The organism is Arenibacter sp. F26102 (genome assembly GCF_023015865.1).
Lineage (GTDB): Bacteria > Bacteroidota > Bacteroidia > Flavobacteriales > Flavobacteriaceae > Arenibacter.
In genome coordinates this window covers 39,675-63,790 of the sequence record NZ_JALKBC010000005.1, presented here as the reverse complement: position 1 = coordinate 63,790, position 24,116 = coordinate 39,675, and the positions used below count along the sequence as shown (strand labels likewise).

Below are 24,116 nucleotides of genomic sequence, written 5' to 3'. Positions count from 1 at the left end.
GCAGCCAATTCTAAAACCAACTGAATTTCTCTTTTAAGTTTACTTTAAAACAATATTCAACATGGTACTGCTTTTATCCTCTGTCTCCTGCCATTCCTTTTCAGGGACCGATCCTTTGGTTATGCCACCCCCCACATACACCTTTACCACATTTCCAATAACTTGCATACATCTTAAATTCACGTATAATGAGGTTTTGTTCTTTATGGTCCTATAAGCCCTATTTTCCTGATTTTTCCTAGATGATGGCCTACTAACGTCTTCCTTAAAATTTAATTCGCCCAAAAATCCGGTATAATACTGTCGGTCATGATTCTCGTTGTTTAAGATAAACTCCTTGGCCACCATTTTTGGCACCCCGCAAACAGCTGGTGTTGGATGCAATACATTTATAATTTCTTTAAGACCTGATGTTTTCATCTTGCCCGATACAGATGTCTTTATATGCCAAAGATTTCCTGCCCTGGTAGATATTGCTTTGGATACCATCAAGGAAGAAACCTTATCCTCCAAGGATTCACGGATGAACTCGGTTACCATTTCTTGCTCCATCAGCTCCTTATCTTCCCAATTGGGAACCTCCTCTCCGCTGTATAATTGTGTGCCAGCCAAGGACATAGTCTTAAATTGATCGTTCCGCGTTTCCAGAAATATTTCAGGGGTGGCCCCTAGCCAAAGACCAATTTTAGGATGAAACCAGATATAGCAAAATGCTGTTGTAGATTGCTGCAACAGTTCCTTGAACAAAGCAAAAGGTGACTTGGATATTTCCAAATCAATACTTCTGGAAAGAACTACTTTGTTAATTGTGCCAGATTCAATTTTATCAATCGCCTTATTAATTAATTTGAGATAAAAAACTTTATCGGAGTCCTGATCAAGTGGGGAGTTTATAAGACTGTCGGGGTACCCTGTATCCGACTCAAAGGCTTCCACAAAAGTCTCATCGTTCTTGATTAAAACCGCAGGGTTATGTGAATTGAACGGGGCAAAAACAAAACCACTTTCGGTATAATCGTTCACATAATGCAATTCTTGGTCCTTTTGAATAATCACCTTTACCTCAACCTCATTGGGTTTCCTATAAGCGACAAAAGGAAGACCATTATGGAACTGTTCACTAATTTGATCCAAAAAACTTAAAGACATACTATTTTCTAGGTAATGACACCGTAGTTAATTTACAAATTGAAATTAGATTTCCTTCCGCATCCGTTACCTTAATATCCCAAATTTGTGTGGTACGCCCTTTATGCAAAATTACGGCCTTTGCAAAAACATCACCTTCACGAATACTCTTGACATGATTGGCTGAAATTTCCAATCCCCGAACGAAAAATTCCTTGGTATCCAGAAAAATAAAACAACCGGCACTTGCTACACTTTCCGCCAATGCCACTGTTGCGCCCCCATGTAATATACCGTCCGGTTGATGGACTTTGGGGGTAACGGGCATTTTGGCCAATAAAAAATTTTCACCCACATCAATATACTCGATCTCCAAGGTTTCCATCAAAGTTCCTTTGCTGGACTCGTTACAAATTCTGAGTATTTTTTCTTTGTATTCGTTCATGAATTAATTTTTTGTAAAATTAAGCATTAGAAATTCAACTATTGTGTTACATTATCCCTTATCCAAAACTTATGGAACCCAAAGAAAAGCAAATTTCATATACGACCTCCAATACTTATAGCACCCTGAACAAGCTAAACAAAAACACCAAGAATGTTTGGATAGTTTTTCATGGCATTGGATTTTTAAGCAGATACTTTCTTACTTATTTTAAGGGATTGCCCAAAGAGGACAACTACATTATAGCTCCTCAGGCACCTGCAAAATATTATTTGAACAAAGAATATAAACATGTTGGCGCCAGTTGGCTTACCAAAGAGAATAGAATTTTGGAAACGAAAAACATTCTAAGTTATATGGATAATCTGTATGCTTTGGAAAAAATTCCAGACCATTGCCAACTCATTATTCTGGGATTTTCCCAAGGGGTATCCATCGCAACGCGCTGGGTTGCCAAAAGTAAAATAAAGTTTGACCAATTGATATTATATGCCGGGGGAATTCCTGAAGAGCTTACTCCCGAAGATTTTATTTTTCCAGAATCCATAAATGCCAAGATAAAATTGGTAATCGGCAATAAGGACGAATTTATCACTGCTGCTCGATTAAAAAAGGAGCTAGAAAAAGCTGACACCCTGTTTGGTGGAAGGGCTCAGTTGGTTAAATTTGAGGGGGGACATGAAATTAAAAAGGAAGTTCTAAATAATTTGGCCGGATGAGAACCACTACCCCTATTCTGGAAAACGATTTTGTTAAACTAGCCCCCTTAACATTAAGAAATTATCATTTGCTGTTACCCATTGCCAGTCAAGAAAAACTTGTGCAATATTCCCCTTCTGACATAGGTTCTGCCGAAGCTTTAAAAAAGTACGTTGAACAAGCCATGGAAAAGGAACGTAATTTTTCTGCCATGCCTTTTATTATCTATGATAAAAAATGCTCTATTTACGCCGGGAGTACCCAATTCATGAATATCGACTACAAAAACAAAGTTCTTGAAATAGGCTCCACATGGGTAGGTCGGGAATTTCATGGTACCGGCCTAAATGGGCAGGTAAAATTACTAATGCTCCATTATGTATTTCATGAAATGCTTTTCGAAAAGGTCGAATTTAAAATTGACGAACGCAATGTACGCTCACGTAAGGCAGTTGAAAAATTAGGCGCAAAATTAGAAGGCATTTTAAGGAAAAATGTTTACCTGTTGGATGGATTCAAAAGAAATACCTGTTGCTATGGGATATTAAAGGAGGAATGGAACGGATAAGCAGATTTTTTATTTAGGAAATAAGCCATATTTAACTTTTTGACCACATCACAATTAAGAAAAAATTAAAGGTATTTTATCCTGCTTTTAATACCTTCAGAAAAGATATAGTAGCTAATTTACTACATATACTTTTATATATTTTGACCAATTAGCCAATTCCCTCCTAGCCAATTCATATCAGTTCAAATCTAGTTTTATGCATAACGGATTAACGAAATATGAATATTATTACGAAACTTTAAGGGAAAATAGCCTTTTCACGGATCTTCAAAATGAATCTTTAAAAAAACTCCTTGAAATTGCTAGCAATCAATTATGGCCAAAAAAAACATGTGTCTTGGACCCTGAACATACCTTGTTTAAGTTTTACATTTTAATTTCAGGTAAAATAAAGGAGTATAATTATGATGATAGCCTTAATCGGGAGCTCATCCATGCCATATTGACAAAAAATGATTTTTTCAATGTTAGTACCCTTTTAAATGGTCATGCCAGCAGACTATTCTATGAAGCTCTGTCCTATTCTGAATTAATTTGTGTTCCCATGGATCAGATGCGCCTATGGATAAAGGAAAATCCAAAAATTATTCAACCTATATTGAATTATCTGGCAGACAAAACGGAAAAATTAAAAGACAAAGTGTTCGACCTTTGTTCTTTGGACACTTCCACTCGCCTAGCAAAATTGTTAATAGACCACTTAAACAAGGATACCAATAAAATTGAATTGATCAATGGACTTTCCAATACCACCCTAGCAGGATTAATAGGAACCACAAGGGCTGTACTTAATCGTCACATTCAAGAATTTAAGCGGGAAGGAATACTACAGATTGGACATCATAACATAAACATAGTCAATTCAGCACTTTTGATTGAAAAAGCCCAAACATTGCCTACGGCCAATCATTCGAAAAAACCCACATAACATATAAGATCCTAAACTTTTGTTAAATCCCTCCACTTGCTACCTAGGTAGTACATAATGCTACCAAACCATGGTAACTTTATTTGTCTAATCTTAAAACTATCAATCATGAAAAATTCAATAATTGTACTCATTGCTTTCTCTCTTATTTGTGTGGAAGGCCATTCCCAACATATGAGAACGGTATCATTGGAAGGAGCAACAATATCAGCAAGTTTAAATCACACATATCGGAATTTGGTAATAAGCGAATCAACACCAGCTTATGTGCAAAATTTACAGACGGAAGCTGCAACCTATGACATCAAAAAAGACCCAATATACGATAAGGATATTACTACCTACCAAGTACTTTTCACTATAAAAAATGGTGAAATATTTGCCACATATGATAAAGACGGAAATGTTTTATCCACTTGGGAAAAGTTTAAGAATATAACGCCCCCACAAACCGTTCGAAATAGCATCTATTTGAAATACCCAAATTGGACATTTGACAAAGACCTCTATAAGGTTTCCTATTATCAAGGCAAAGGGGCTACTAAAATTTATCAACTAAAGCTCAGAAAGGGCAATGTAAAAAAGAACTTAAAAGTAAATGCAGACGGCAAGTTTTTATAACTTCGCCCACGTTAATTGAGGTGTTCATAAATTGCTTTACACAGCAATTTGTGAACACCTTCGTGTTATAATTCCGATCGGCATATGCATTTTGACAACAATCCAACTTACAGTTTTTTCCTAAATTATTGCTTAATACTTGGGTTACTTTCCTTTTATCATTAAATTTATGGGATGTTACCCAGGTATTTACTTAAATTCAAGAAAGGCCACCACCACATTATCAGGAATATGTTCTTGATAAATAGAGGAAATATAACCTAACTACTATTTCCGATGGCCTAAATCCAGGATCAAATCAATGTTATTCTTTATAAACAATAACTCCAAGGTGTAGTTACAACCAACTTCACATTAAAAAATTTGGTTAAATGGTCAAGGGCAAGAGTATTTATTTTAATTAAAATCGTAATACTATCAACAAATCAATAGTTTCCTTTGTTAATTACTTTAATGCATAGGGGTTTCATCTTTTTATAACACTTGCTATATTAGCAACACTTTGGAAAAAGCCCTAGATCATGTCAGATAATACCCAATATACAGAAGACAACATTCGCTCATTAGACTGGAAAGAACATATCCGGATGCGTCCGGGGATGTACATTGGTAAATTGGGTGATGGATCCTCCGCAGATGATGGCATTTATATCCTCCTAAAAGAGGTTATAGACAACTGTATAGATGAATTTGTGATGGGGGCGGGCAAGACCATAGAAATCGCTATCAAAGATAATGTGGTCAATGTACGGGATTATGGCCGTGGCATACCTTTGGGAAAGGTTGTGGACGTTGTATCCAAAATGAACACAGGAGGTAAATACGATTCAAGAGCCTTTAAAAAATCGGTAGGTCTTAATGGGGTGGGTACAAAAGCTGTAAACGCCTTATCCAGCTTTTTTAAAGTTGAGTCGTCAAGGGATAATATGTTAAAAACAGCTGAATTCCAACAGGGAAACCTTGTTGCAGAATTGGGCCCTGAAGACTCATCAAAGCGAAAAGGAACCAAGGTATCCTTTACCCCGGACGAAATTATCTTTAAGAAATACAAGTACAGGAACGAGTATGTGGAACGCATGCTCAAAAACTATGTATACCTCAATCCTGGATTAACGATTATCTTCAATGGCGAGAAATTTTTCTCTGAAAATGGACTTAAAGATTTATTGGAGGACAACAACAGTTTGGAGGATATGACTTACCCCATAATCCACCTTAAGGGCAACGATATTGAAATTGCCATTACGCATAGTAAAACGCAATACAGCGAGGAATACCATTCATTCGTAAACGGACAGAATACTACACAAGGTGGAACGCATCAAACAGCGTTTAGAGAGGCCATAGTAAAGACGATAAGGGATTTTTACGGTAAGAACTATGACCCATCCGATATAAGAAAGTCCATTATTTCCGCTATAGCCATTAAGGTAATGGAACCCGTTTTTGAGAGTCAGACCAAAACCAAATTGGGCTCTACGGACATGGGTGGCGATTTACCAACGGTACGAACCTATATCAACGATTTTGTTGGCACCCAACTCAATAACTATCTTCATAAGAATCCTGACACTGCAGAAAAGCTTCAGCGCAAAATAATGCAGGCGGAGCGGGAGCGAAAAGAACTGTCCGGTATTCGAAAACTAGCCAAGGACAGGGCTAAAAAAGCCAATCTACACAATAAAAAACTAAGGGATTGTAGAGTTCATTTGGCAGATTCAAAAAATGACCGCTGCCTGGAAAGCACCTTATTTATAACTGAGGGAGATTCAGCTTCCGGATCTATCACTAAATCGCGCGACGTAAACACACAAGCCGTATTTAGTTTAAGGGGGAAGCCCTTGAACTCTTACGGTATGTCCAAAAAAATTGTCTACGAAAACGAGGAGTTCAACCTGCTCCAGGCCGCCTTGAACATTGAGGAATCCATGGAGGATTTAAGGTATAACAAAATAGTGATAGCCACTGATGCCGATGTTGACGGAATGCACATTAGACTGCTGCTGATTACCTTCTTTCTGCAATTTTTCCCGGAACTTATTAAAGAAAATCACTTATATATACTACAGACACCGTTGTTTAGGGTGCGTAATAAAAAGGACACCTATTACTGCTACAGTCATGAAGAAAAACTACAGGCCATTGAAAAGTTATCAGGAAAGCCCGAATTGACAAGATTTAAAGGATTGGGCGAAATATCTCCCGATGAATTTCAGCATTTTATTGGTGAAGACATAAGATTGGAGCCAGTGATGTTGGACAAATCAATGCCTATAGAAACCATGCTGGAGTTTTATATGGGAAAAAACACCCCTGACCGGCAAGAATTTATTATCAAGAACCTCAAGGTAGAAGTTGACCTAGTTGAAGAAAACCAATTATAAACCCGCCTGCCGGCAGGCGGGCCAAACTAATCCGAATCTTTCTTTATGGAAGAGAATGAAGAACTGAACGAAGTACCACAAGAAAATCAAGAAGAATCCAATGACGCCCTTACGAAAGTAACGGGCATGTATAAAGACTGGTTTTTAGATTATGCTTCCTATGTAATTTTAGAACGTGCTGTACCCGCAATCGAGGACGGATTTAAACCTGTTCAGCGAAGGATTATGCATGCCCTAAAAGAATTGGACGATGGTAGATACAACAAGGTAGCCAATGTTGTGGGCCACACCATGCAATACCACCCACATGGTGATGCCAGTATTGCGGATGCAATGGTTCAAATTGGGCAAAAAGACCTTTTAATTGACACTCAAGGTAACTGGGGAAACATATTAACCGGGGATAGTGCGGCAGCCTCCCGTTACATTGAGGCCAGGTTGACCAAGTTTGCCTTGGAAGTGGTCTTTAGTCCAAAAATTACCGAATGGCAGCAATCTTATGACGGTAGAAAAAAGGAACCTGTAAATCTTCCTGTGAAATTTCCTCTCCTGCTGGCACAGGGTGCGGAGGGTATTGCAGTGGGACTATCCACCAAAGTGCTTCCTCATAATTTTATTGAGCTTATAGATGCCTCCATAAAACACCTGAAAGGGCAGCGATTCACGATCTATCCCGACTTTCCTACTTCGGGCATAATAGATGTAAGCAATTACAACGATGGCTTAAGGGGCGGAAAAATAAGAGTACGTGCCAAGATACAGCAATTTGATAAAAACACCTTGGTAATCAAAGAGATACCGTACGGCACCAATACATCTTCTTTAATAGATTCTATCCTTAAAGCAAATGACAAGGGAAAAATAAAAATCAAAAAAATTGAGGATAACACGGCAGCGGAGGTCGAAATTTTAGTGCATTTGCCATCGGGCCTTTCTCCAGACAAGACCATAGATGCCCTTTACGCCTTTACCTCCTGTGAATCCTCCATATCCCCTTTAGGCTGTATTATCGAGGACAATAAACCGCTATTTATAGGGGTTACGGAAATGCTGCAGCGCTCTACGGATTATACTGTGGAATTGCTTAAGGCGGAATTGGAAATACAACTTGGAGAACTGGAAGAACAATGGCATTTTGCTTCCCTTGAGCGTATTTTCATCGAAAATAGAATCTATAGGGACATTGAAGAAGAAGAGACTTGGGAAGGTGTTATTGCAGCTATAGACAAGGGGCTGGCACCATACACCAAACACTTAAAAAGAAAAGTTACCGAAGACGATATTGTTAGGCTTACGGAAATAAGGATCAAAAGAATCTCTAAGTTCGACCTGGACAAGGCCCAACAGTATTTGGACAGTTTAGAGGAAAAGATTGCCGAAGTAAAACATCATTTGGCCAACCTTATCGAGTTTGCCATCAACTACTTCAAATCGCTAAAGGAGAAATACGGCAAGGGTCGGGAGCGTAAATCTGAAATCCGAATTTTTGACGATATCGAAGCAACCAAGGTAGTTATTAGAAATACTAAATTATATGTAAATCGCGAGGAAGGATTCGTTGGAACCTCCTTGAAACGGGATGAGTATGTAACCGATTGTAGCGACATAGATGATATCATTGTATTCACACAGGATGGCAAGATGATGATTGCCAAAGTTGATTCAAAGATATTTGTAGGCAAAAACATTATTCATGTAGCAGTCTTTAAGAAAAAGGACAAACGAACCATCTACAATATGATTTATAAGGATGGTAAGGGCGGCCCCAGCTACATTAAGAGGTTTAGTGTTACCGGGGTCACCCGGGACAAACCTTACGACCTAACGGCCGGCAAGCCACAGTCCGAAGTGTTATATTTTTCTGCCAATCCCAACGGAGAGGCCGAAGTTATTACCGTTTTATTACGGCAGGTAGGAAGTATCAAGAAATTAAAGTGGGATATTGATTTCGCAGACGTATTGATCAAAGGCAGGGCCTCGAAAGGCAATATTGTTACCAAATACTCCGTGAAGCGAATTGAATTAAAAGAAAAAGGAGTTTCCACCCTGAAACCGAGAAAAATATGGTTCGATGAAATTGTCCGTAGATTGAATGTGGATGGCAGGGGAGAATTACTAGGAGAATTTAAGGGCGATGACATGCTGTTGGTGGTCACTCAAAAAGGAGTGGCCAAAACATTCATCCCCAACCTTTCTACACGTTTTGAAGAAGATATGGTGGTTTTGGAAAAATGGAATCCCAGCAAACCCTTATCGGCAATTTACTATGAAGGGGAAAAGGACCGTTATTATGTAAAGCGTTTTTTGATCGAGAACGAAAACAAAGAGGAACTGTTTATTTCAGAACATTCAAAATCGTTCTTAGAGCTCGTTTCCACGGACTGGAGACCGGTTGTGGAGATTGAATTCACAAAACCAAGAGGTAAGGAGGCAAAACCAAATCAAATAGTTGACTTGGAAGAATTTATATCGGTAAAAGGAATAAAAGCTTTGGGCAATCAGTTGACTTCGGATAAGGTTAAAAATATAAACGCCTTGGACCCCCTGCCTTACGAGGAGCCAAAGGAGAGTGAAACCAGCGAAATAGAGGTGGTGGATGAAGAAAATGTAACATCGGCCAACAAACCTAAATCCGATACGCCCAAGACTACGGAAGAAGAACCCAAAAAGCCAAAAAATTCGGCCCAAGACGATGACGAAACACAAACAACACTATTTTAAGACGTTGTGGGATAATCAAACCATTTACCAACACTTTGATTATCCTTTTTTTTTAGCTAATTAAAGGTTAATTGGCATAATTACTTCAGCATTCGTACAATAATACATTATATTTGCGAAAACTGATTTTTATATGGATTTTACCAACCCCCTGGTATATGGTGTGCCCTGTTTTATTGCTTTCATTTTATTAGAACTTACCTATAGTAAGACCCATGGAGATGATCAACTATATGATTGGAAAGATTTGGCAGCCAGTGGTTTTATGGGCGTTGGGTCTGCCATTATTGCTCCACTGATCAAGGTTGTATCTGCGATTGTAATATTCGAATTCACCTATGAATTATTCAATCCGGTTACAGACGGGATTAGAACCAACATTCTTGGATATACATCTTTCGGATATGCCTGGTACATTTGGCTACTATGTCAGCTAGCAGACGATTTCACCTACTATTGGTTTCACAGGGCCAATCATGAGGTCCGAATCCTATGGGCTGCCCATATTGTGCATCATTCCTCGGATAACTTTAACCTGGGCACAGCTGTGCGCAATGGATGGTTTACCATATTATATAAGCCTCTCTTCTACATGTGGATGCCAGCAATTGGTTTTCCCCCGGAAATGGTCGTAGTGTGCTTGGGAATCGAAGCTTTATGGCAATTTCAACTACATTCTGTTTATGTCCCTAAAATGGGATTCATAGAAAAAATATTCAACACACACACCATGCATCAAGTACACCACGCGCAAAATGTGGAATATTTGGACAAGAATCACGGTGGTTTTTTGAATATTTTCGATAAAATTTTTGGGACTTGGAAAGAGTTGGATGACGATGTTGATGTTAAATACGGTGTAATTCACGCACCAAATTCACACAATCCAGTAGTTATCCTAACACATGAATTCAAGGACATCTACCAAGATGTAAAGAAGTCGAAAAAACTTTCACACGCCCTAATGTATATTTTCGGCCCTCCTGGATGGAGTCCGGATGGCAGCACACTAACGGTAAAACAACAACAGCGATTGTTTAAGGAGCAAAAGAATTCCAATCCCGAGATAGCGTTTAGCAGGCCCAATTAAGGACAGGAACTGTTTACAAGCCCTTTTACCACAACCGCCTATAAGGCTTTAAATCCTTTTCTTTTGGTTATTTAACCAAGAGTACAATATTATTGTAAAACAGCCTCAAAAGACTCCTAAGCCTCTTCTACCTTATTTTATATATAACAAAAGCCAACTTAAATTAATAAGTTGGCTTTTTTCATTATTGTTGAAAAAGTTTTATTCTCCCATAGCTGCTGCTACTGCGGCAGACAATCTTTTGTAGGTGCCATTCTGCAAACGCTCACGAATTACGGAGAAAGCCTCCAAGGTTTCGGAAACGTCTTGTAGGGTATGGGTAGCCGTGGGAATCATTCTTAATAGAATTAAACCTTTAGGGATTACAGGATATACCACAATAGAACAGAATATTCCAAAATTCTCCCTCAAATCTTTTACCAATGCCATGGCTTCCGGAATACTTCCATTAAGATAAACCGGAGTAACACAACTAGTTGTGGTTCCTATATCGAATCCTCTTTCTTTAAGTCCATTTTGCAACGCGTCAACGTTTTCCCAAAGTTTGGCTTTAAGCTCTGGTTGGGTACGTAACATATCCAACCTCTTTAAAGCTCCTTTTACATAAATCATTGGCAATGATTTTGCAAACATTTGAGAACGCAAGTTATATTTAAGATAGTCTATAATCTCCTTATCCGCTGCCAAAAACGCACCTATACCTGCCATGGATTTTGCAAAAGTTGCAAAATAAACATCTATATCATCTTGCACTCCTTGCTCCTCACCTGCCCCGGCCCCAGTTTTACCCAAAGTTCCAAAACCATGTGCGTCATCTACAAACAATCTGAAATTATATTTCTTTTTAAGGGCTACTATTTCCTTAAGCTTACCCTGTTCTCCACGCATACCAAAAACACCTTCGGATATAACCAATATACCTCCTCCAGTCTGATCGGCCATTTTAACGGCGCGATCCAAGTTTTTCTCAAGACTTTCAATGTCGTTGTGCTTAAAGGTAAAACGCTTACCCATATGCAAACGTACCCCATCTATAATACAGGCATGTGCATCAACATCGTATACAATAATATCATCCTTGGAGACCAAAGCATCAATGGCAGAAACCATTCCTTGGTAGCCAAAGTTCAATAAATAAGCAGACTCTTTATTAACAAATTCAGCCAATTCCTGCTCCAATTGTTCGTGGAAATCCGTATGACCACTCATCATTCTTGCTCCCATAGGAAAAGCCGCACCGTACTCCAATGCCGCTTCGCCATCTACCTTTTTTACTTCTGGCAAATTGGCCAATCCCAAGTAATCGTTAATACTCCAGGTGATTACTTCCTTTCCTTGAAACTTCATCCTATTGGATATAGGACCCTCTAATTTTGGAAATACAAAATACCCCTCTGCTTGGGAAGCCCATTTTCCTAAAGGACCTTTATTTTCGATAATTCTGTCAAATAAATCTCTCATCTAGCCTACATTGATTATTACTGCAAAAGTATATATTTTTAATATGCATATGCAACTTATTTAATACCTAAAAAGCAACGACTTATGAACCGCTGCTCTTAATATCATAAGTTTTACATACTCCTTACTTTAAGAATTCTATTTTTTGTGGCTCTTCAACATTCTTACTATCAAAGAAACCTTGGTCGGCCATCCATTGGTCACTGTATATCTTACTCATATACCTGGAACCGTGATCGGGAAAAATAACTACCACATTGCTATTTTCATTAAACTCTCCCATTTCTTCCAATTGCCTCACAGCTTGCATTACCGCACCGCTAGTATAACCAACAAAAAGTCCCTCGGTTCTGGATATTTCCCTTGCCGTATGAGCGCTTTCTTCATCGGTAACCTTAATAAATTCATCTATCACCTCAAAGTTGGTTGCCGTAGGTATCAGATTTTTACCCAAGCCTTCAATTCTGTATGGATAAATCTCCTTAGTATCAAATTCTCCGGTCTCATGGTACTTTTTAAGAACGGAACCGAAAGCATCCACTCCTATTACACGAATATTCGGATTTTGCTCCTTCAAGTACTTGGCCGTACCCGAAATAGTACCTCCTGTACCACTACAGGCAACCAAATGGGTAATATGCCCATTGGTCTGTTGCCAAATTTCCGGTCCAGTACTTTTGTAATGGGCTTCAGAATTTAAATCATTAAAATATTGATTGATATATATGGATCCCTCAGTTTCCTCGTGCAATCTTTTGGCCACTTCATAATAGGACCTTGGATCATCGGCACTTACGTGCGCAGGACAAACATAGACTTTTGCCCCCATAGACCGTAACATGTCTATTTTATCTTTGGAAGATTTTGAACTTACTGCCAGTATGCAATCGTAACCTTTAATGATACTGATCATGGCAATGCTAAAACCCGTATTCCCCGAAGTTGTTTCTATAATGGTACTCCCCTTTTTTAACAATCCCCTGCGCTCCGCCTCTTCAATTATATAAAGGGCTATGCGATCTTTGGAAGAATGTCCTGGATTAAAGCCTTCTACCTTGGCGTAAAAATTACCTTCAAGGTTGGCAGCTATTTTATTGAGTTTGATTAATGGGGTGTTTCCTACAAGTTCTAGGAGGTTGTTACAAGCGTTTATCTTTTGTTCCATAAACAATTTCTAGGTTTAGAACATATCGACATTATTGATTTATGCCAATATTGATAGGACAAAATTAGTCTTTTTTTTGAATTAACGAATTTTATGCTCCAAATCTAACAAAAATGCATATTCCTTGGCCACCTCTTTTAAGGACTCAAAACGCCCTGAAGCACCGCCATGGCCTGCATCCATATTAATATTGAATAGCAACAAATTATTGTCTGTTTTATACTCCCTAAGCTTGGCAACCCATTTTGCCGGTTCAAAGTATTGCACTTGGGAGTCATGCAATCCTGTTATAACCAGAATATTGGGCTGTATTTGTCGTGATACATTGTCATAGGGCGAATAGGATTTTATATAATCGTAATATTCCTTTTCGTTAGGATTGCCCCATTCGTCATACTCTCCTGTGGTCAGGGGAATGGTATCGTCCAACATGGTGGTCAGCACATCAACAAAGGGAACGGCAGCAATTACTCCATTATATATTTCTGGACAAAGATTGACTATAGCCCCCATTAAAAGTCCCCCTGCGGATCCCCCGGAGGCGTACAAGTGTTTCGGGCTGGTATAATTCCTTTCAATTAGGAATTTGGAACAATCTATAAAATCGGTAAATGTATTTTTTTTATTTAACAATCTCCCTTCCTCATACCAAGTGCGTCCCAGATATTCCCCTCCCCTGACATGGGCTATGGCATATATAAAACCTCGGTCCAACAGACTTAAGCGTACAGTTGAAAAGTACGGATCTATGGTGTGACCATAAGAACCGTAGGCGTATTGCAACAATGGACTGGAACCGTCCAACTTGGTGTTTTTGTGATAAACCAAAGAGATCGGAACCTTTTTTCCATCTTGGGCAGTTGCCCAGATCCTTTCGGAAATATAGTTCTCCTTATTAAACTTTCCACCCAATACCTCTTGCTCCTTTTTTATAACCTTTTCCTTGGTCCTCATATTAAAATCAATGATAGAACTAGGGGTGGTCATGGAGTTATATCCATACCTGAGAATTTCCGTATCAAAATCCGGATTGGTGCCCACGTAGGCGGTATAGGTTTCATTGTCAAAGGGCAAATAATAGCTTTCTCCAGTATCCCATCGCACAATTTTCAACTGATTTAAGCCATTTTGACGCTCGGACAGGACATAATAATCATTAAACATCTCAATATCCTCAAGCAACACTTCCTCCCTATGTGGAATAAAGTCTACCCAGTTATCTGATTCTGTTTTATCTTCAGGGGTTGTCATCAATTTAAAATTGGTTGCCCCTTCCATATTGGTCAGAATATAAAAGTTGTCTTCGTAATGGGATAATGAATACTCCTGACCCCTTACCCTTTTTGAAAAAACATGAAATTTTCCATTGGGATCATCCGCCCTCAGTATTTGAAATTCAGATGTCAGTGTACTTGAAGAACCGATAACAATAAATTCCTTGGATTTAGTTTTATAAACAAAGGTGGTAAAGGTTTCATCCTCCTCATGAAAAACCAATTCATCCTCCTCCGGAGATGTCCCTAGAACGTGCTTATAGATATTATTGGACCTTAAGGTCTTAGGATCTTTCTTGGTATAGAACAAAGTCTTGTTGTCATTTGCCCAAACGGCACTTCCTGTTGTATTCTCAATTGTATCCTGATATACTTCCTGAGTACGTAAATTCTTTATCCGCAGTATATATTGCCTTCGTGAAACCGTATCCACTCCAAATGCCGCAAGTTCGTTGTTAGGACTAATAGACAGACCACCCAAGTTGAAATAGTCGAACCCTTCTGCCAAAATATTGCAATTGAACATTATTTCCTCCGCAGCATCCTCCTTTTCAAACCTTCGCGCAAAAATTGGATATTCCTTTCCCACTTCATAGCGCGTAGCATACCAATACCCATTATACTTGTAGGGTACGGAAGAATCATCTTCCTTGATCCTGGATTTCATCTCTTGGAACAAACTGTCCTTTAAATCCTTGGTATGTGCCGTCAATGCCTCGTAGTAGGCATTTTCCTGTTCCAAAAAAGCAATTACCTCTGGATTTTCCCTTTCGTTCAACCAATAATAATTGTCTATCCTAACATCATCGTGCTTTATTAATTGCTTCTCAATTTTTTTTGCACTTGGCGCTTTCAATTCCCACTGCATGACTATAGATGTTTTTAATAAGAAAGCGCAAAAATAATATTTAAATACCACCTACCTGATTAAATATGAGCTTTATCCATAATTAAATTACATGCCTCTAAAAACAACTATATTTATTAGGATCACGTATTATTTTTATATATCCCAAGCATTTTAGTAATTTTGGGGGTAGAACTTTTTAAATTTATAATTATGTTTGGAGATATGATGGGCATGTTGGGGAAATTGAAAGAAACCCAGGAAAAAGTAAAAGCCACTAAAGAAAGATTGAACACAGTAATACTGGATGAGCAATCACCGGACGATTTGCTAAAAGTAAGTATTACCGCCAATAGGACCATTAAATCAATTACCATAGATGATAGTCTTTTAAGTGACAAGGAACAATTGGAGGATTATCTGATCCTTACCCTGAACAAAGCTATTGAAAAAGCCACTACTATAAATGAAAACGAATTGGCAGCTGTTGCCAAGGAGGGTATGCCCAATATTCCGGGAATGGATTCGTTTTTGAAATAAATTTCAGTAAGTTTAGCACAGCCATATAATCAAAACTGTTATTAATGAAGAATTTTTTCATATTACTCTTGTTTCCATTTCTTGTTCATGCACAAAACAATAGTGTTGATACCCAAGAAACCGACTGGTTAACCGATTATAACAGTGCTCAAATAATGGCCAAGAGAAACAATTCCAACATCCTAATGTATTTTACTGGAAGTGATTGGTGCTCTCCATGTAAAGCTTTAAAGAAAGATCTGTTCGAGACCGAGCAATTTAAGGAAGTGGCCAAGGATTATGTACTCCTTTATATAGATCTGCCCCGAAAAAAAGAACGCCTTACTCCTGATGAAATGAAACAGAACAAGGAATTGTTATCACTATGGAACAAAAAGGGCATTTTTCCACTTATAAGTTTGGTAAGTACCGAAGAAAAAGAAGTGGCCACACTTTCGGGATATGGCACTAAAGGGGATGTGGAAAAGTACATGGATTTTCTTAGAAGTAACAGAAAAATGTGATTTAGGCCCCGACCAGTTCTTTTTATTTATTATTAATTCAGACCGTATTTTTACAAAAATTAAATCCCTTTTTTATTTTGCCGGCCTTATTTTTTGAAAGCCTACTACAGGATAAAAAAAAAGCTGGCCCAAGCTCATTATACCCTTTGGGAAAAACTGATATTTATTATAGAATTCATTATAATTGTAAAGGCATTTGTTTTTTGCCTTCCAACTTATATATACCTTACTAACTTCACATTAATTATGTCGGAAAATTATTTTAAAACCTATCCAGATAAAAATGGTTTTTTTAAAGAGTACGGTGGTGCCTTTATACCTCCTGTTCTTGAAGCAGAAATGAAAAAAATTACAGACGCTTATTATTCCATTAGCAAATCCCATAATTTTATTTCGGAACTGCGTAGCATTCGCAAACACTATCAAGGTCGCCCAACGCCAGTTTATTACTGCAATAGGCTGTCTGAAAAATACGGAGGGAGAATATATCTTAAACGAGAAGATCTTAATCATACCGGAGCCCATAAACTAAACCATTGTATGGGAGAGGCCCTTTTGGCGAAACACTTGGGCAAAAAGAAACTAATTGCAGAAACTGGAGCCGGACAGCACGGTGTTGCCCTAGCAACCGCAGCGGCCTATTTTGGACTGGAATGCGAAATCCATATGGGAGAAGTGGATATTGCCAAAGAACATCCCAATGTGGTTAGGATGAAAATCCTTGGCGCAAAAGTAGTGCCGGTTTCCCATGGCCTAAAAACCTTGAAAGAGGCTGTAGATTCGGCTTTTGAAGCCTATTTAAAAGACCCCATTACAACAATTTATTGTATAGGCTCTGTGGTAGGCCCACATCCATTTCCCATGATGGTCCGCGATTTTCAGCGTGTAGTGGGTATTGAAGCCAAGGAACAATTTTTTGAAATGACCGGAGAATTACCGGACAAGGTGGTAGCCTGTGTTGGAGGTGGTAGTAATGCCATGGGAATATTCTCCTCTTTTCTCGATGAACCCGAATGCACCTTGTACGGAGTGGAACCTGGCGGACGGTCCATGGAATACGGCGAACATGCCGCCACTATGACCCTGGGCACACCAGGAGTAATACATGGATTTAAATGTTATATGTTAAAAGATGAGAAGGGCGAACCGGGAGCCGTACATTCCGTAGCCAGCGGTTTGGATTACCCTGGGGTGGGTCCTGAACACAGTATGCTGAAAGACCTTAAAAAAGTAAACTATGAAGTAGTTTCCGACCAGGAAACTATAGATGCATTTTACGAATTAAGTCGATTGGAAGGCATTATCCCTGCATTGGAAAGCGCACACGCCGTTGCCTACGCCATAAAATTGGCGCAACAAAATCCGCAGTCCTCCATTTTGGTCAACCTAAGTGGTAGGGGCGATAAGGATATTGATTATGTTGTAGATACCTTCGGTCTGCCCGATGTTGAAAAATAATTTCAAAAAAAAACAAAAGAAAGGGAGTCCAAAAGCTATAACCCATAGCTTTTGGACTCCTTTTATATTACTTCTATACAAACCTCCGACTTGAAAGACGGACAATTTTTAGATAAAAGATTCCCATATTTTTGTGTAACTTTAAAAAAAGTTGCCTAGGCTATGCTAGAAATAAAAAAGGAATCGGATACCACTTATACCTTTAGTCTGCAATCGGAAAGCGGACAAACTCTCCTTACGAGCGTCCCATATAACAGTAGGGCAGAAATTGAGGATACCATTGCTAAACTCAAGATTCTTATTGGTCAATCTTCTGTATTTGAACGAAAGACAGACTACAACGGGAAATTTCTTTTCACCATGAAGAACAGTGAAGGAAAAACAATTGGAAACTCCATGCTTTATAGCTCCGAGGCCGGAATGGAAAATGGCATAAAAAATCTTAAAACCAGTATTTCCTTATTGCCGGATGCCATTGGGCTATAATTTGGGCAGTATATTCAATAAAAACTCGTGCATTTCCTCAGTATAATCCATATGCGTAACCATACGCAACTTACTTTGCCCCATTCCAATGATTTGAATATTCTTTTGTTTCAGCTTATCCAGAAAACGATCCGTAGAAATCTGCCTTTCCTCTATTTCGAAAATAATAATGTTCGTTTCCGTAGGCTCCACCTTTTTAATGTAAGGCAAGCCCGTTAATAGTTTACTAATTTCCGCAGCCTTTCTGTGGTCTTCCACCAATCTTTCCACGTGATTGTCCAAGGCGTATAATCCTGCTGCGGCAAGATATCCTGCCTGCCTCATTCCTCCTCCAAGCACCTTCCTCACCCTTAGCGCTTTGTCTATATTCTCCTTGTCCCCTATTAAAACGGAACCCACAGGACATCCTAGCCCTTTACTTAAACAAACACTGATGGTATGAAACAACTCCCCGTATTCCAAGGGTGATTCTTCTTTGGCCATTAGGGCATTCCAGAGACGCGCTCCATCCAAGTGATATTTTAAATGATGCTTGTCGCACACCTTTCCAATAGCTCTTAACTCTTCCAAATCCCAGCAAGCTCCCCCGCCTTTATTGGTCGTATTTTCTATGCACACAAGAGAAGTTAATGGGCTGTGGTAAAAATCCGGAGGGTTTATAGATTCCTCTACTTGACTCGCCGTCATCATTCCCCTATGACCATCCACCAATCTGCAGGAGACACCACTATTAAAGCTTACTCCTCCCCCTTCATAATTATAAATATGGGCGTACTTATCGCAAATTAATTGCTCCCCAGGTTGGGTGTGCAATTTTATGGCCGTTTGGTTGGCCATGGTACCGCTGGGAAAAAATAAAGCCGCTTCCATGCCAAACAATTTGGCCATCTTCTCTTCCAGCCTATTGACCGTAGGATCATTTTTAAAAACATCATCCCCCACCTCAGCGGTCATCATGGCCTGCAACATACCAGGCGTAGGTTTTGTAACGGTATCACTAATGAGATTTATAAACATAAAGATTGACAATTATATAGAACAAATGATTCAGGATTCACATACTTATTAAATTGGGTTCCTAAATTTATGTAAACGTATTAAACATTTTTCAAGTAGCTATTTTTTTCCTTTCATTTAATGTGAATCGACAATAATACCATTCCATATTTTAAGTATGGATAATTTTTTGGCTTAAAAAAATTAAATCGCACGTATGTAACTAAAATAAAGTAACTTGAAGAAAAATATACCTATGAACCCAGAGGTAAAAAAACCCATATTTTCTTCGTACATCAACAATCCTGCACTTTTTGATGAAGTTTTCAATACCGATGGATCGGCTAAAAATGTTTATCAAACATTGTTAGATCTATACGGGAATCATTCCATTCAAGACTATGTGCAATTGAACAATAAGGCTAAGTCCTCATTTTTTAACCAAGGAATCACTTTCCAGGTATACGACAATAAAGAAACACAGGAAAAAATATTTCCATTCGATCTTTTTCCAAGAATCATAGATGAGGATGAATGGGAAATTATTGAAAGGGGCGCTATACAGCGCAGTAGAGCATTAAACCTATTTTTATGGGATATTTATCACGATAAAAAAATCATCAAAGATGGCATAGTTCCGCTGGACTTGATCAGTTCCTCTGCAAACTATTTGCATCAAATGATTGGAGTTGACCCTCCTGGGGGCATTTATAACCACATATCCGGAACTGATATTATTAAACACTCGGATGGCAACTATTATGTTCTTGAGGACAACATTAGATGTCCTTCCGGGGTAAGTTATGTTATTTGTAATCGTACCGCCTTAAAAAGAGCGCTCTTCGGGGTTTTCAATCATTATAAAACGCATTCGGTGACGAACTACGCCGAAAACTTGTTGGATATATTGGAAAGTGTAAAACCAAAAGGGGTCGATGTCCCAAATTGTGTGGTTATTACACCAGGTATGTACAATTCTGCTTTTTATGAACATTCATATCTTGCAAAAGCTATGGGTGTGGAATTGGTGGAAGGTAGAGATCTATTTGTTGAGAACGATTTTGTCTACATGAAAACCATTCGCGGACCCATTAAGGTTGATGTGATTTACCGAAGAGTGGATGACCAATATTTAGATCCCCTGGAATTTAGGGCCGATTCGTCATTGGGGGTACCCGGTCTTTTCGCCGCCTATATAAAAGGCAATGTTTGTTTGGCAAATGCTCCGGGCACTGGAGTGGCAGATGATAAGGCCATCTACACCTACATGCCGGAAATCATTAAATATTATTTGGATGAGACCCCCATTCTCAACAATGTACACACCTACCATTGTAGCAGGCCGAATGAACTTAAATATGTATTGGAACACATACATGAACTAGTGGTTAAACCTGTGGATGAAGCAGGAGGTTATGGTATATCAATTGGCAATAGACTCTCCAAGGCTGAAATAAAGGTAGTTCAAGAAGAAATAAAACAAAATCCTAGAAAATACATTGCCCAGCCTATTATGTCCTTATCGGTTCATCCAACCTATATAGATGACAGCGAATCATTTGAACAACGTCATGTAGACCTAAGGACGTTTACCCTATTGGGCAATAATAAGGAGTTTGTACTCAAAGGTGGATTGTCTCGAGTAGCACTAAAAAAAGGAAACTTAATTGTAAATTCCTCTCAAGGAGGTGGTTCCAAAGATACTTGGGTATTAAAAAAATAAAAAAAATCTTATGTTAGCTAGAGTTGCCAATAACCTTTTTTGGATGGGGCGTTATATTGAACGTGCCGAACATGTTGCCAGATACTTAAATGTAAATTATTTCTCATCATTGGACGCTCCGAACGAGCTGTCACAATCCAGACAATTTGTTCTCCAGTCCATGATGTTCTTGGTAGGGGAGCCATTGGATGACGATTCCACAATTCTTAAAGAAGAAGATATTTTATTCAACATAGGACTAAATGCCAGTGTACCGTATTCCATTATCAATAACGTAAAACATGCCCGGGAGAATGCCAATAGCGCCAGAGACCTTATTTCTACGGAACTATATGAATCCATCAACAAATTTTATCATTTTGTAATCAATTATTCCATAGAGGATTTCACAAAAAAGGGTCTATACGATTTTACCGTAAATATCACTGAAATGACCGCCATTTTAAGAGGAAAAATAAGAGGTACGCTTTTGCATGACGAGGTGTATGCAATTATTATGCTCGGTATAAATCTGGAGAGGGCCACGCAGGTAATCAGAATCATTAATGCCAAATTCAATGATGCCGTAAAGGCCAAAGGGAGTTATGGCGATAAAATTAGCCATAGCTTTGAATGGACCACACTTCTTAAATGTGTGGAATCTTATGATATGATGCGCAGATATTATAAAAAGACGCCTTCCAGTATCTCCACTTTGGAATTCTTAATATTAAATCCAGATTGTCCAAGGTCTGTCATCAATAGTATAAACCAGGTACATAAACATATTAAAGTTTTGGATGAATCCAAAAGTCCAGATAAAAATTCCACCGCTTTTTTAATAAGTAAGGTTAAGGGAGAATATGAATTTAAATTTGCCGAAGAAATTGAAGAAGACATTCAGGGCTTTATTGAAAAAATACTCAATAGTCTGGTGCAGATCAGTCTTAAGATGGAAAATGAATTTTTTAACTATTGATTTAGATTCCATCGGATTACCTTTGCCTTAACAACTACTTAAAATGTCATTTGAATATTCAGTTACTTATTATGCCGAAAATAACTACGAAAATCCTGTAGAAAATGCATATTGGCAATTTTTGATTGTACCTGAGAATAACGATACGCAAGAATTGATCAGCGTGGAAATAAAAAATTCATTGGAAGCCAAAAGTGGTTTTTCCCAAAATGGTTTTGGATTTCAGACCATTAGGATAAATACCTCGGAACGATTCCAGAAAATTAACTTCAGTGCCACTTTTAAACTTAAAAAAATAAGCTTCAACCCATTTGGGCAAATTCCAATCTTTGATATCCCAAGCAACTATGAACTTGTTAAAAGCTTGAATTTCAAGGTAGATCATGAGCCTTATCTGCGAGAGACCAAATATACAGCCTTGCCAGCCGGTTCAGAAAACCTGTTTGTTTTTGATACTTCCATAAGTATATTCGATAATCTTCAAAAACTGAATAAATGGGTCTATCTTTTTATTCATTTCAATACTGGCGTTACCCATGTAAATACCTTATTGGAAGAAATCATAAATAATCCTGAGGGGGTATGCCAGGATTTCACTCATTTATTCTGTGCTTTATCAAAAAAAAATAATATTCCTACCCGTTATGTCTCGGGTTACCTGCACCAGGGTAATGGTTACTTTGGCGACTCGCAAATGCATGCTTGGGCAGAAGCATATATCCCCCAAGTTGGCTGGATAGGCTTTGACCCTACCAATAATTTATTGGTCAATGACAACCATATTAAAGTAGCTCACGGCAAAGACTATAATGATTGCTCCCCTTTAAAAGGCGTAGTATATTCCCAAGGCGCTAATAAAACCTCCCATTTCGTGGAAGTGCAGGCCGAACAATAAATATCATTTCATATTTGGTACATAATCAGAAAAAAGAATCCTATTTTTGGCTGAAAATAATTAGCATATGATAACTACGGACCATTATAAGAGTCTCATTGATCGCCTTGGTGCGTTAAGGAGGTATCTTTGACATAGATGCCAAGCTTGTAGAAATAGAAAACGAGGAGGAAAAAACACTGGCTCCAGACTTTTGGAACCATCCCCAGGAAGCCCAAGAACAGATGAAATTAATTCAATCCAAGAAACAATGGGTTGATGATTTTAATAGCGCTCAAAGTTTAGTGGCGGATCTGGAGATTTTCTTGGAATTTCAGAAAGAAGGTGAAATGTCCGAGGCCGATGTAGAAAGCCATTACAACAAGACTATTGAAGCCTTGGAGAAATTGGAATTCAAAAATATGCTCTCTGCCGAGGGTGATGAACTTACGGCCATAATTCAAATCACTGCGGGTGCTGGAGGCACGGAAAGTTGTGATTGGGCAGCCATGTTGATGCGGATGTACATGATGTGGAGTGAAAAGAATGGGTATAAGATAAAGGAACTCAATTATCAGGAAGGTGATGTGGCCGGAATAAAAACGGTGACCTTGGAAATTGATGGCGACTTTAGCTTTGGATGGTTAAAGGGCGAGAATGGAGTACACAGGCTTGTACGTATTTCACCTTTCGACAGTAATGCAAAGCGCCATACTTCTTTTGCTTCCGTTTATGTTTATCCATTGGTGGACGATAGTATAGAAATAGATATAAATCCGGCCGATGTAGAGATTACCACGGCTAGATCAAGTGGTGCCGGAGGGCAGAATGTAAATAAGGTGGAAACCAAAGTTCAACTTACCCACAAACCTTCCGGAATACAGATTTCTTGTTCAGATTCCAGATCGCAACACGACAATAGGGCTACGGCTTTAAAAATGCTTAAGTCCCAATTGTACGAAATAGAATTGCGCAAGAAAATGGAAGCCCGACAGGAAATTGAGTCTTCCAAAATGAAAATAGAATGGGGTTCACAGATTAGGAATTATGTAATGCACCCATACAAATTGGTAAAGGACGTGCGTACGGGTGAAGAAACAGGCAACGTTGACGCGGTAATGGACGGCAATATTGATCAATTCTTAAAAGCCTACCTAATGATGATGGGGCAAAAGGAAGAAATCTAAATTGAAGGCTGCTGCTTAAAACATTATAATAATGCTAAAGGACTTGATAGGAAAATT

Annotated in this window: 21 protein-coding genes; 15 read left to right on the top strand and 6 right to left on the bottom strand. The window is 38.6% G+C overall.

Annotated elements, in window-relative coordinates; all coding sequences use genetic code 11:
* Positions 1-39 precede the first annotated feature (39 nt).
* Both MWU78_RS08075 and MWU78_RS08070 read right to left on the bottom strand, forming a co-directional pair.
* Positions 40-1,149 (bottom strand): chorismate-binding protein, encoded by a 1,110-nt coding sequence (locus MWU78_RS08075; RefSeq protein WP_246996773.1) that lies wholly within the window; start codon positions 1,147-1,149, stop codon positions 40-42.
* Between the two features lies 1 nt (position 1,150).
* Positions 1,151-1,573 carry a PaaI family thioesterase gene (locus tag MWU78_RS08070; RefSeq protein WP_246996772.1) on the bottom strand — a complete coding sequence of 141 codons (423 nt, stop codon included), beginning with the start codon at positions 1,571-1,573 and terminating at the stop codon, positions 1,151-1,153.
* A 71-nt stretch (positions 1,574-1,644) separates the two neighbouring features.
* On the opposite strand from MWU78_RS08070, the gene MWU78_RS08065 reads away from it, so the two are divergent.
* The 7 genes from MWU78_RS08065 (at position 1,645) to MWU78_RS08035 (ending at position 10,587) form a co-directional block, all read left to right on the top strand.
* Entirely contained in the window at positions 1,645-2,292 is a 648-nt protein-coding gene (locus tag MWU78_RS08065) for an esterase (RefSeq protein ID WP_246996769.1), read from the top strand.
* Positions 2,289-2,840 carry a GNAT family protein gene (locus MWU78_RS08060; RefSeq protein WP_246996767.1) on the top strand — a complete coding sequence of 184 codons (552 nt, stop codon included), beginning with the start codon at positions 2,289-2,291 and terminating at the stop codon, positions 2,838-2,840. The genes MWU78_RS08065 and MWU78_RS08060 overlap by 4 nt, the downstream gene beginning before the upstream one ends.
* Positions 2,841-3,039: 199 nt before the next feature.
* Positions 3,040-3,771 carry a Crp/Fnr family transcriptional regulator gene (locus MWU78_RS08055; RefSeq protein WP_246996765.1) on the top strand — a complete coding sequence of 244 codons (732 nt, stop codon included), beginning with the start codon at positions 3,040-3,042 and terminating at the stop codon, positions 3,769-3,771.
* A 108-nt stretch (positions 3,772-3,879) separates the two neighbouring features.
* Positions 3,880-4,392, top strand: coding sequence for a hypothetical protein (locus tag MWU78_RS08050; RefSeq protein ID WP_246996763.1), 513 nt, complete (start codon positions 3,880-3,882; stop codon positions 4,390-4,392).
* 521 nt (positions 4,393-4,913) lie between these two features.
* Positions 4,914-6,776 carry a DNA topoisomerase IV subunit B gene (locus MWU78_RS08045; protein WP_246996761.1) on the top strand — a complete coding sequence of 621 codons (1,863 nt, stop codon included), beginning with the start codon at positions 4,914-4,916 and terminating at the stop codon, positions 6,774-6,776.
* Between the two features lie 45 nt (positions 6,777-6,821).
* Positions 6,822-9,497 (top strand): DNA gyrase/topoisomerase IV subunit A, encoded by a 2,676-nt coding sequence (locus tag MWU78_RS08040; protein WP_246996759.1) that lies wholly within the window; start codon positions 6,822-6,824, stop codon positions 9,495-9,497.
* 133 nt (positions 9,498-9,630) lie between these two features.
* Positions 9,631-10,587, top strand: coding sequence for a sterol desaturase family protein (locus tag MWU78_RS08035; protein WP_246996757.1), 957 nt, complete (start codon positions 9,631-9,633; stop codon positions 10,585-10,587).
* Positions 10,588-10,788: 201 nt separating this feature from the next.
* Here the strand turns inward: MWU78_RS08035 and MWU78_RS08030 are convergent, their stop codons facing one another.
* The 3 genes from MWU78_RS08030 to MWU78_RS08020 form a co-directional block, all read right to left on the bottom strand.
* Positions 10,789-12,048 (bottom strand): aminotransferase class I/II-fold pyridoxal phosphate-dependent enzyme, encoded by a 1,260-nt coding sequence (locus tag MWU78_RS08030; protein WP_246996755.1) that lies wholly within the window; start codon positions 12,046-12,048, stop codon positions 10,789-10,791.
* Positions 12,049-12,172: 124 nt separating this feature from the next.
* On the bottom strand, positions 12,173-13,213 hold the full coding sequence (locus MWU78_RS08025; protein ID WP_246996753.1) for a cysteine synthase family protein: 1,041 nt from the start codon (positions 13,211-13,213) through the stop codon (positions 12,173-12,175).
* Positions 13,214-13,294: 81 nt separating this feature from the next.
* Entirely contained in the window at positions 13,295-15,355 is a 2,061-nt protein-coding gene (locus MWU78_RS08020) for a S9 family peptidase (RefSeq protein WP_246996751.1), read from the bottom strand.
* A 192-nt stretch (positions 15,356-15,547) separates the two neighbouring features.
* Here MWU78_RS08020 and MWU78_RS08015 point away from each other — a divergent pair, with 192 nt between their 5' ends.
* The 4 genes from MWU78_RS08015 to MWU78_RS08000 all read left to right on the top strand — a co-directional run bounded on the left by MWU78_RS08015 (position 15,548) and on the right by MWU78_RS08000 (position 18,321).
* Positions 15,548-15,874, top strand: a complete 327-nt coding sequence (locus tag MWU78_RS08015) for a YbaB/EbfC family nucleoid-associated protein (RefSeq protein ID WP_246996749.1) — start codon at positions 15,548-15,550, stop codon at positions 15,872-15,874.
* Positions 15,875-15,918: 44 nt separating this feature from the next.
* Positions 15,919-16,377, top strand: a complete 459-nt coding sequence (locus tag MWU78_RS08010; RefSeq protein WP_246996748.1) for a thioredoxin family protein — start codon at positions 15,919-15,921, stop codon at positions 16,375-16,377.
* A gap of 246 nt (positions 16,378-16,623) precedes the next feature.
* The gene (trpB, locus tag MWU78_RS08005) at positions 16,624-17,835 is read left to right on the top strand and encodes a tryptophan synthase subunit beta (protein ID WP_246996746.1); all 1,212 of its coding nucleotides are present in this window, start codon (positions 16,624-16,626) and stop codon (positions 17,833-17,835) included.
* A 162-nt stretch (positions 17,836-17,997) separates the two neighbouring features.
* Positions 17,998-18,321 carry a YegP family protein gene (locus tag MWU78_RS08000; protein WP_246996744.1) on the top strand — a complete coding sequence of 108 codons (324 nt, stop codon included), beginning with the start codon at positions 17,998-18,000 and terminating at the stop codon, positions 18,319-18,321.
* Here the strand turns inward: MWU78_RS08000 and MWU78_RS07995 are convergent.
* Positions 18,316-19,338 (bottom strand): GntG family PLP-dependent aldolase, encoded by a 1,023-nt coding sequence (locus MWU78_RS07995; RefSeq protein WP_246996741.1) that lies wholly within the window; start codon positions 19,336-19,338, stop codon positions 18,316-18,318. The two genes, MWU78_RS08000 and MWU78_RS07995, sit on opposite strands and share 6 nt — an antisense overlap.
* A 235-nt stretch (positions 19,339-19,573) precedes the next feature.
* Here MWU78_RS07995 and MWU78_RS07990 point away from each other — a divergent pair, with 235 nt between their 5' ends.
* The 4 genes from MWU78_RS07990 (at position 19,574) to prfB (ending at position 24,059) form a co-directional block, all read left to right on the top strand.
* Positions 19,574-21,040 carry a circularly permuted type 2 ATP-grasp protein gene (locus MWU78_RS07990; RefSeq protein WP_246997429.1) on the top strand — a complete coding sequence of 489 codons (1,467 nt, stop codon included), beginning with the start codon at positions 19,574-19,576 and terminating at the stop codon, positions 21,038-21,040.
* Between the two features lie 10 nt (positions 21,041-21,050).
* A complete protein-coding gene (locus MWU78_RS07985) occupies positions 21,051-21,998 on the top strand; it encodes an alpha-E domain-containing protein (protein WP_246996739.1) in 948 nt (315 codons plus the stop codon).
* Between the two features lie 43 nt (positions 21,999-22,041).
* Positions 22,042-22,893 carry a transglutaminase family protein gene (locus tag MWU78_RS07980; RefSeq protein ID WP_246996737.1) on the top strand — a complete coding sequence of 284 codons (852 nt, stop codon included), beginning with the start codon at positions 22,042-22,044 and terminating at the stop codon, positions 22,891-22,893.
* A 67-nt stretch (positions 22,894-22,960) separates the two neighbouring features.
* Positions 22,961-24,059 (top strand): peptide chain release factor 2 gene (prfB, locus tag MWU78_RS07975; RefSeq protein WP_246996734.1). Its coding sequence is split into 2 segments (ribosomal slippage): positions 22,961-23,023 and positions 23,025-24,059, totalling 1,098 coding nucleotides; the frame shifts between segments, so codons are not numbered across the junction.
* Positions 24,060-24,116: the final 57 nt, after the last annotated feature.

What these genes read in the sequence shown, in the direction of transcription:
- MWU78_RS08060 (WP_246996767.1), top strand. Translation starts at nt 2,289, where the DNA reads ATGAGAACCACTACCCCTATTCTGGAAAACGATTTTGTTAAACTAGCC.
- MWU78_RS08045 (WP_246996761.1), top strand. Translation starts at nt 4,914, where the DNA reads ATGTCAGATAATACCCAATATACAGAAGACAACATTCGCTCATTAGAC.
- MWU78_RS07985 (WP_246996739.1), top strand. Translation starts at nt 21,051, where the DNA reads ATGTTAGCTAGAGTTGCCAATAACCTTTTTTGGATGGGGCGTTATATT.
- MWU78_RS08030 (WP_246996755.1), bottom strand. Translation starts at nt 12,048, where the DNA reads ATGAGAGATTTATTTGACAGAATTATCGAAAATAAAGGTCCTTTAGGA.
- MWU78_RS08070 (WP_246996772.1), bottom strand. Translation starts at nt 1,573, where the DNA reads ATGAACGAATACAAAGAAAAAATACTCAGAATTTGTAACGAGTCCAGC.
- MWU78_RS08025 (WP_246996753.1), bottom strand. Translation starts at nt 13,213, where the DNA reads ATGGAACAAAAGATAAACGCTTGTAACAACCTCCTAGAACTTGTAGGA.
- MWU78_RS07980 (WP_246996737.1), top strand. Translation starts at nt 22,042, where the DNA reads ATGTCATTTGAATATTCAGTTACTTATTATGCCGAAAATAACTACGAA.
- MWU78_RS07995 (WP_246996741.1), bottom strand. Translation starts at nt 19,338, where the DNA reads ATGTTTATAAATCTCATTAGTGATACCGTTACAAAACCTACGCCTGGT.
- MWU78_RS08040 (WP_246996759.1), top strand. Translation starts at nt 6,822, where the DNA reads ATGGAAGAGAATGAAGAACTGAACGAAGTACCACAAGAAAATCAAGAA.
- MWU78_RS08075 (WP_246996773.1), bottom strand. Translation starts at nt 1,149, where the DNA reads ATGTCTTTAAGTTTTTTGGATCAAATTAGTGAACAGTTCCATAATGGT.
- MWU78_RS08010 (WP_246996748.1), top strand. Translation starts at nt 15,919, where the DNA reads ATGAAGAATTTTTTCATATTACTCTTGTTTCCATTTCTTGTTCATGCA.
- MWU78_RS08020 (WP_246996751.1), bottom strand. Translation starts at nt 15,355, where the DNA reads ATGCAGTGGGAATTGAAAGCGCCAAGTGCAAAAAAAATTGAGAAGCAA.
- MWU78_RS08000 (WP_246996744.1), top strand. Translation starts at nt 17,998, where the DNA reads ATGCTAGAAATAAAAAAGGAATCGGATACCACTTATACCTTTAGTCTG.
- trpB (WP_246996746.1), top strand. Translation starts at nt 16,624, where the DNA reads ATGTCGGAAAATTATTTTAAAACCTATCCAGATAAAAATGGTTTTTTT.
- MWU78_RS08065 (WP_246996769.1), top strand. Translation starts at nt 1,645, where the DNA reads ATGGAACCCAAAGAAAAGCAAATTTCATATACGACCTCCAATACTTAT.
- MWU78_RS08015 (WP_246996749.1), top strand. Translation starts at nt 15,548, where the DNA reads ATGTTTGGAGATATGATGGGCATGTTGGGGAAATTGAAAGAAACCCAG.
- MWU78_RS08035 (WP_246996757.1), top strand. Translation starts at nt 9,631, where the DNA reads ATGGATTTTACCAACCCCCTGGTATATGGTGTGCCCTGTTTTATTGCT.
- MWU78_RS08055 (WP_246996765.1), top strand. Translation starts at nt 3,040, where the DNA reads ATGCATAACGGATTAACGAAATATGAATATTATTACGAAACTTTAAGG.
- MWU78_RS08050 (WP_246996763.1), top strand. Translation starts at nt 3,880, where the DNA reads ATGAAAAATTCAATAATTGTACTCATTGCTTTCTCTCTTATTTGTGTG.
- MWU78_RS07990 (WP_246997429.1), top strand. Translation starts at nt 19,574, where the DNA reads ATGAACCCAGAGGTAAAAAAACCCATATTTTCTTCGTACATCAACAAT.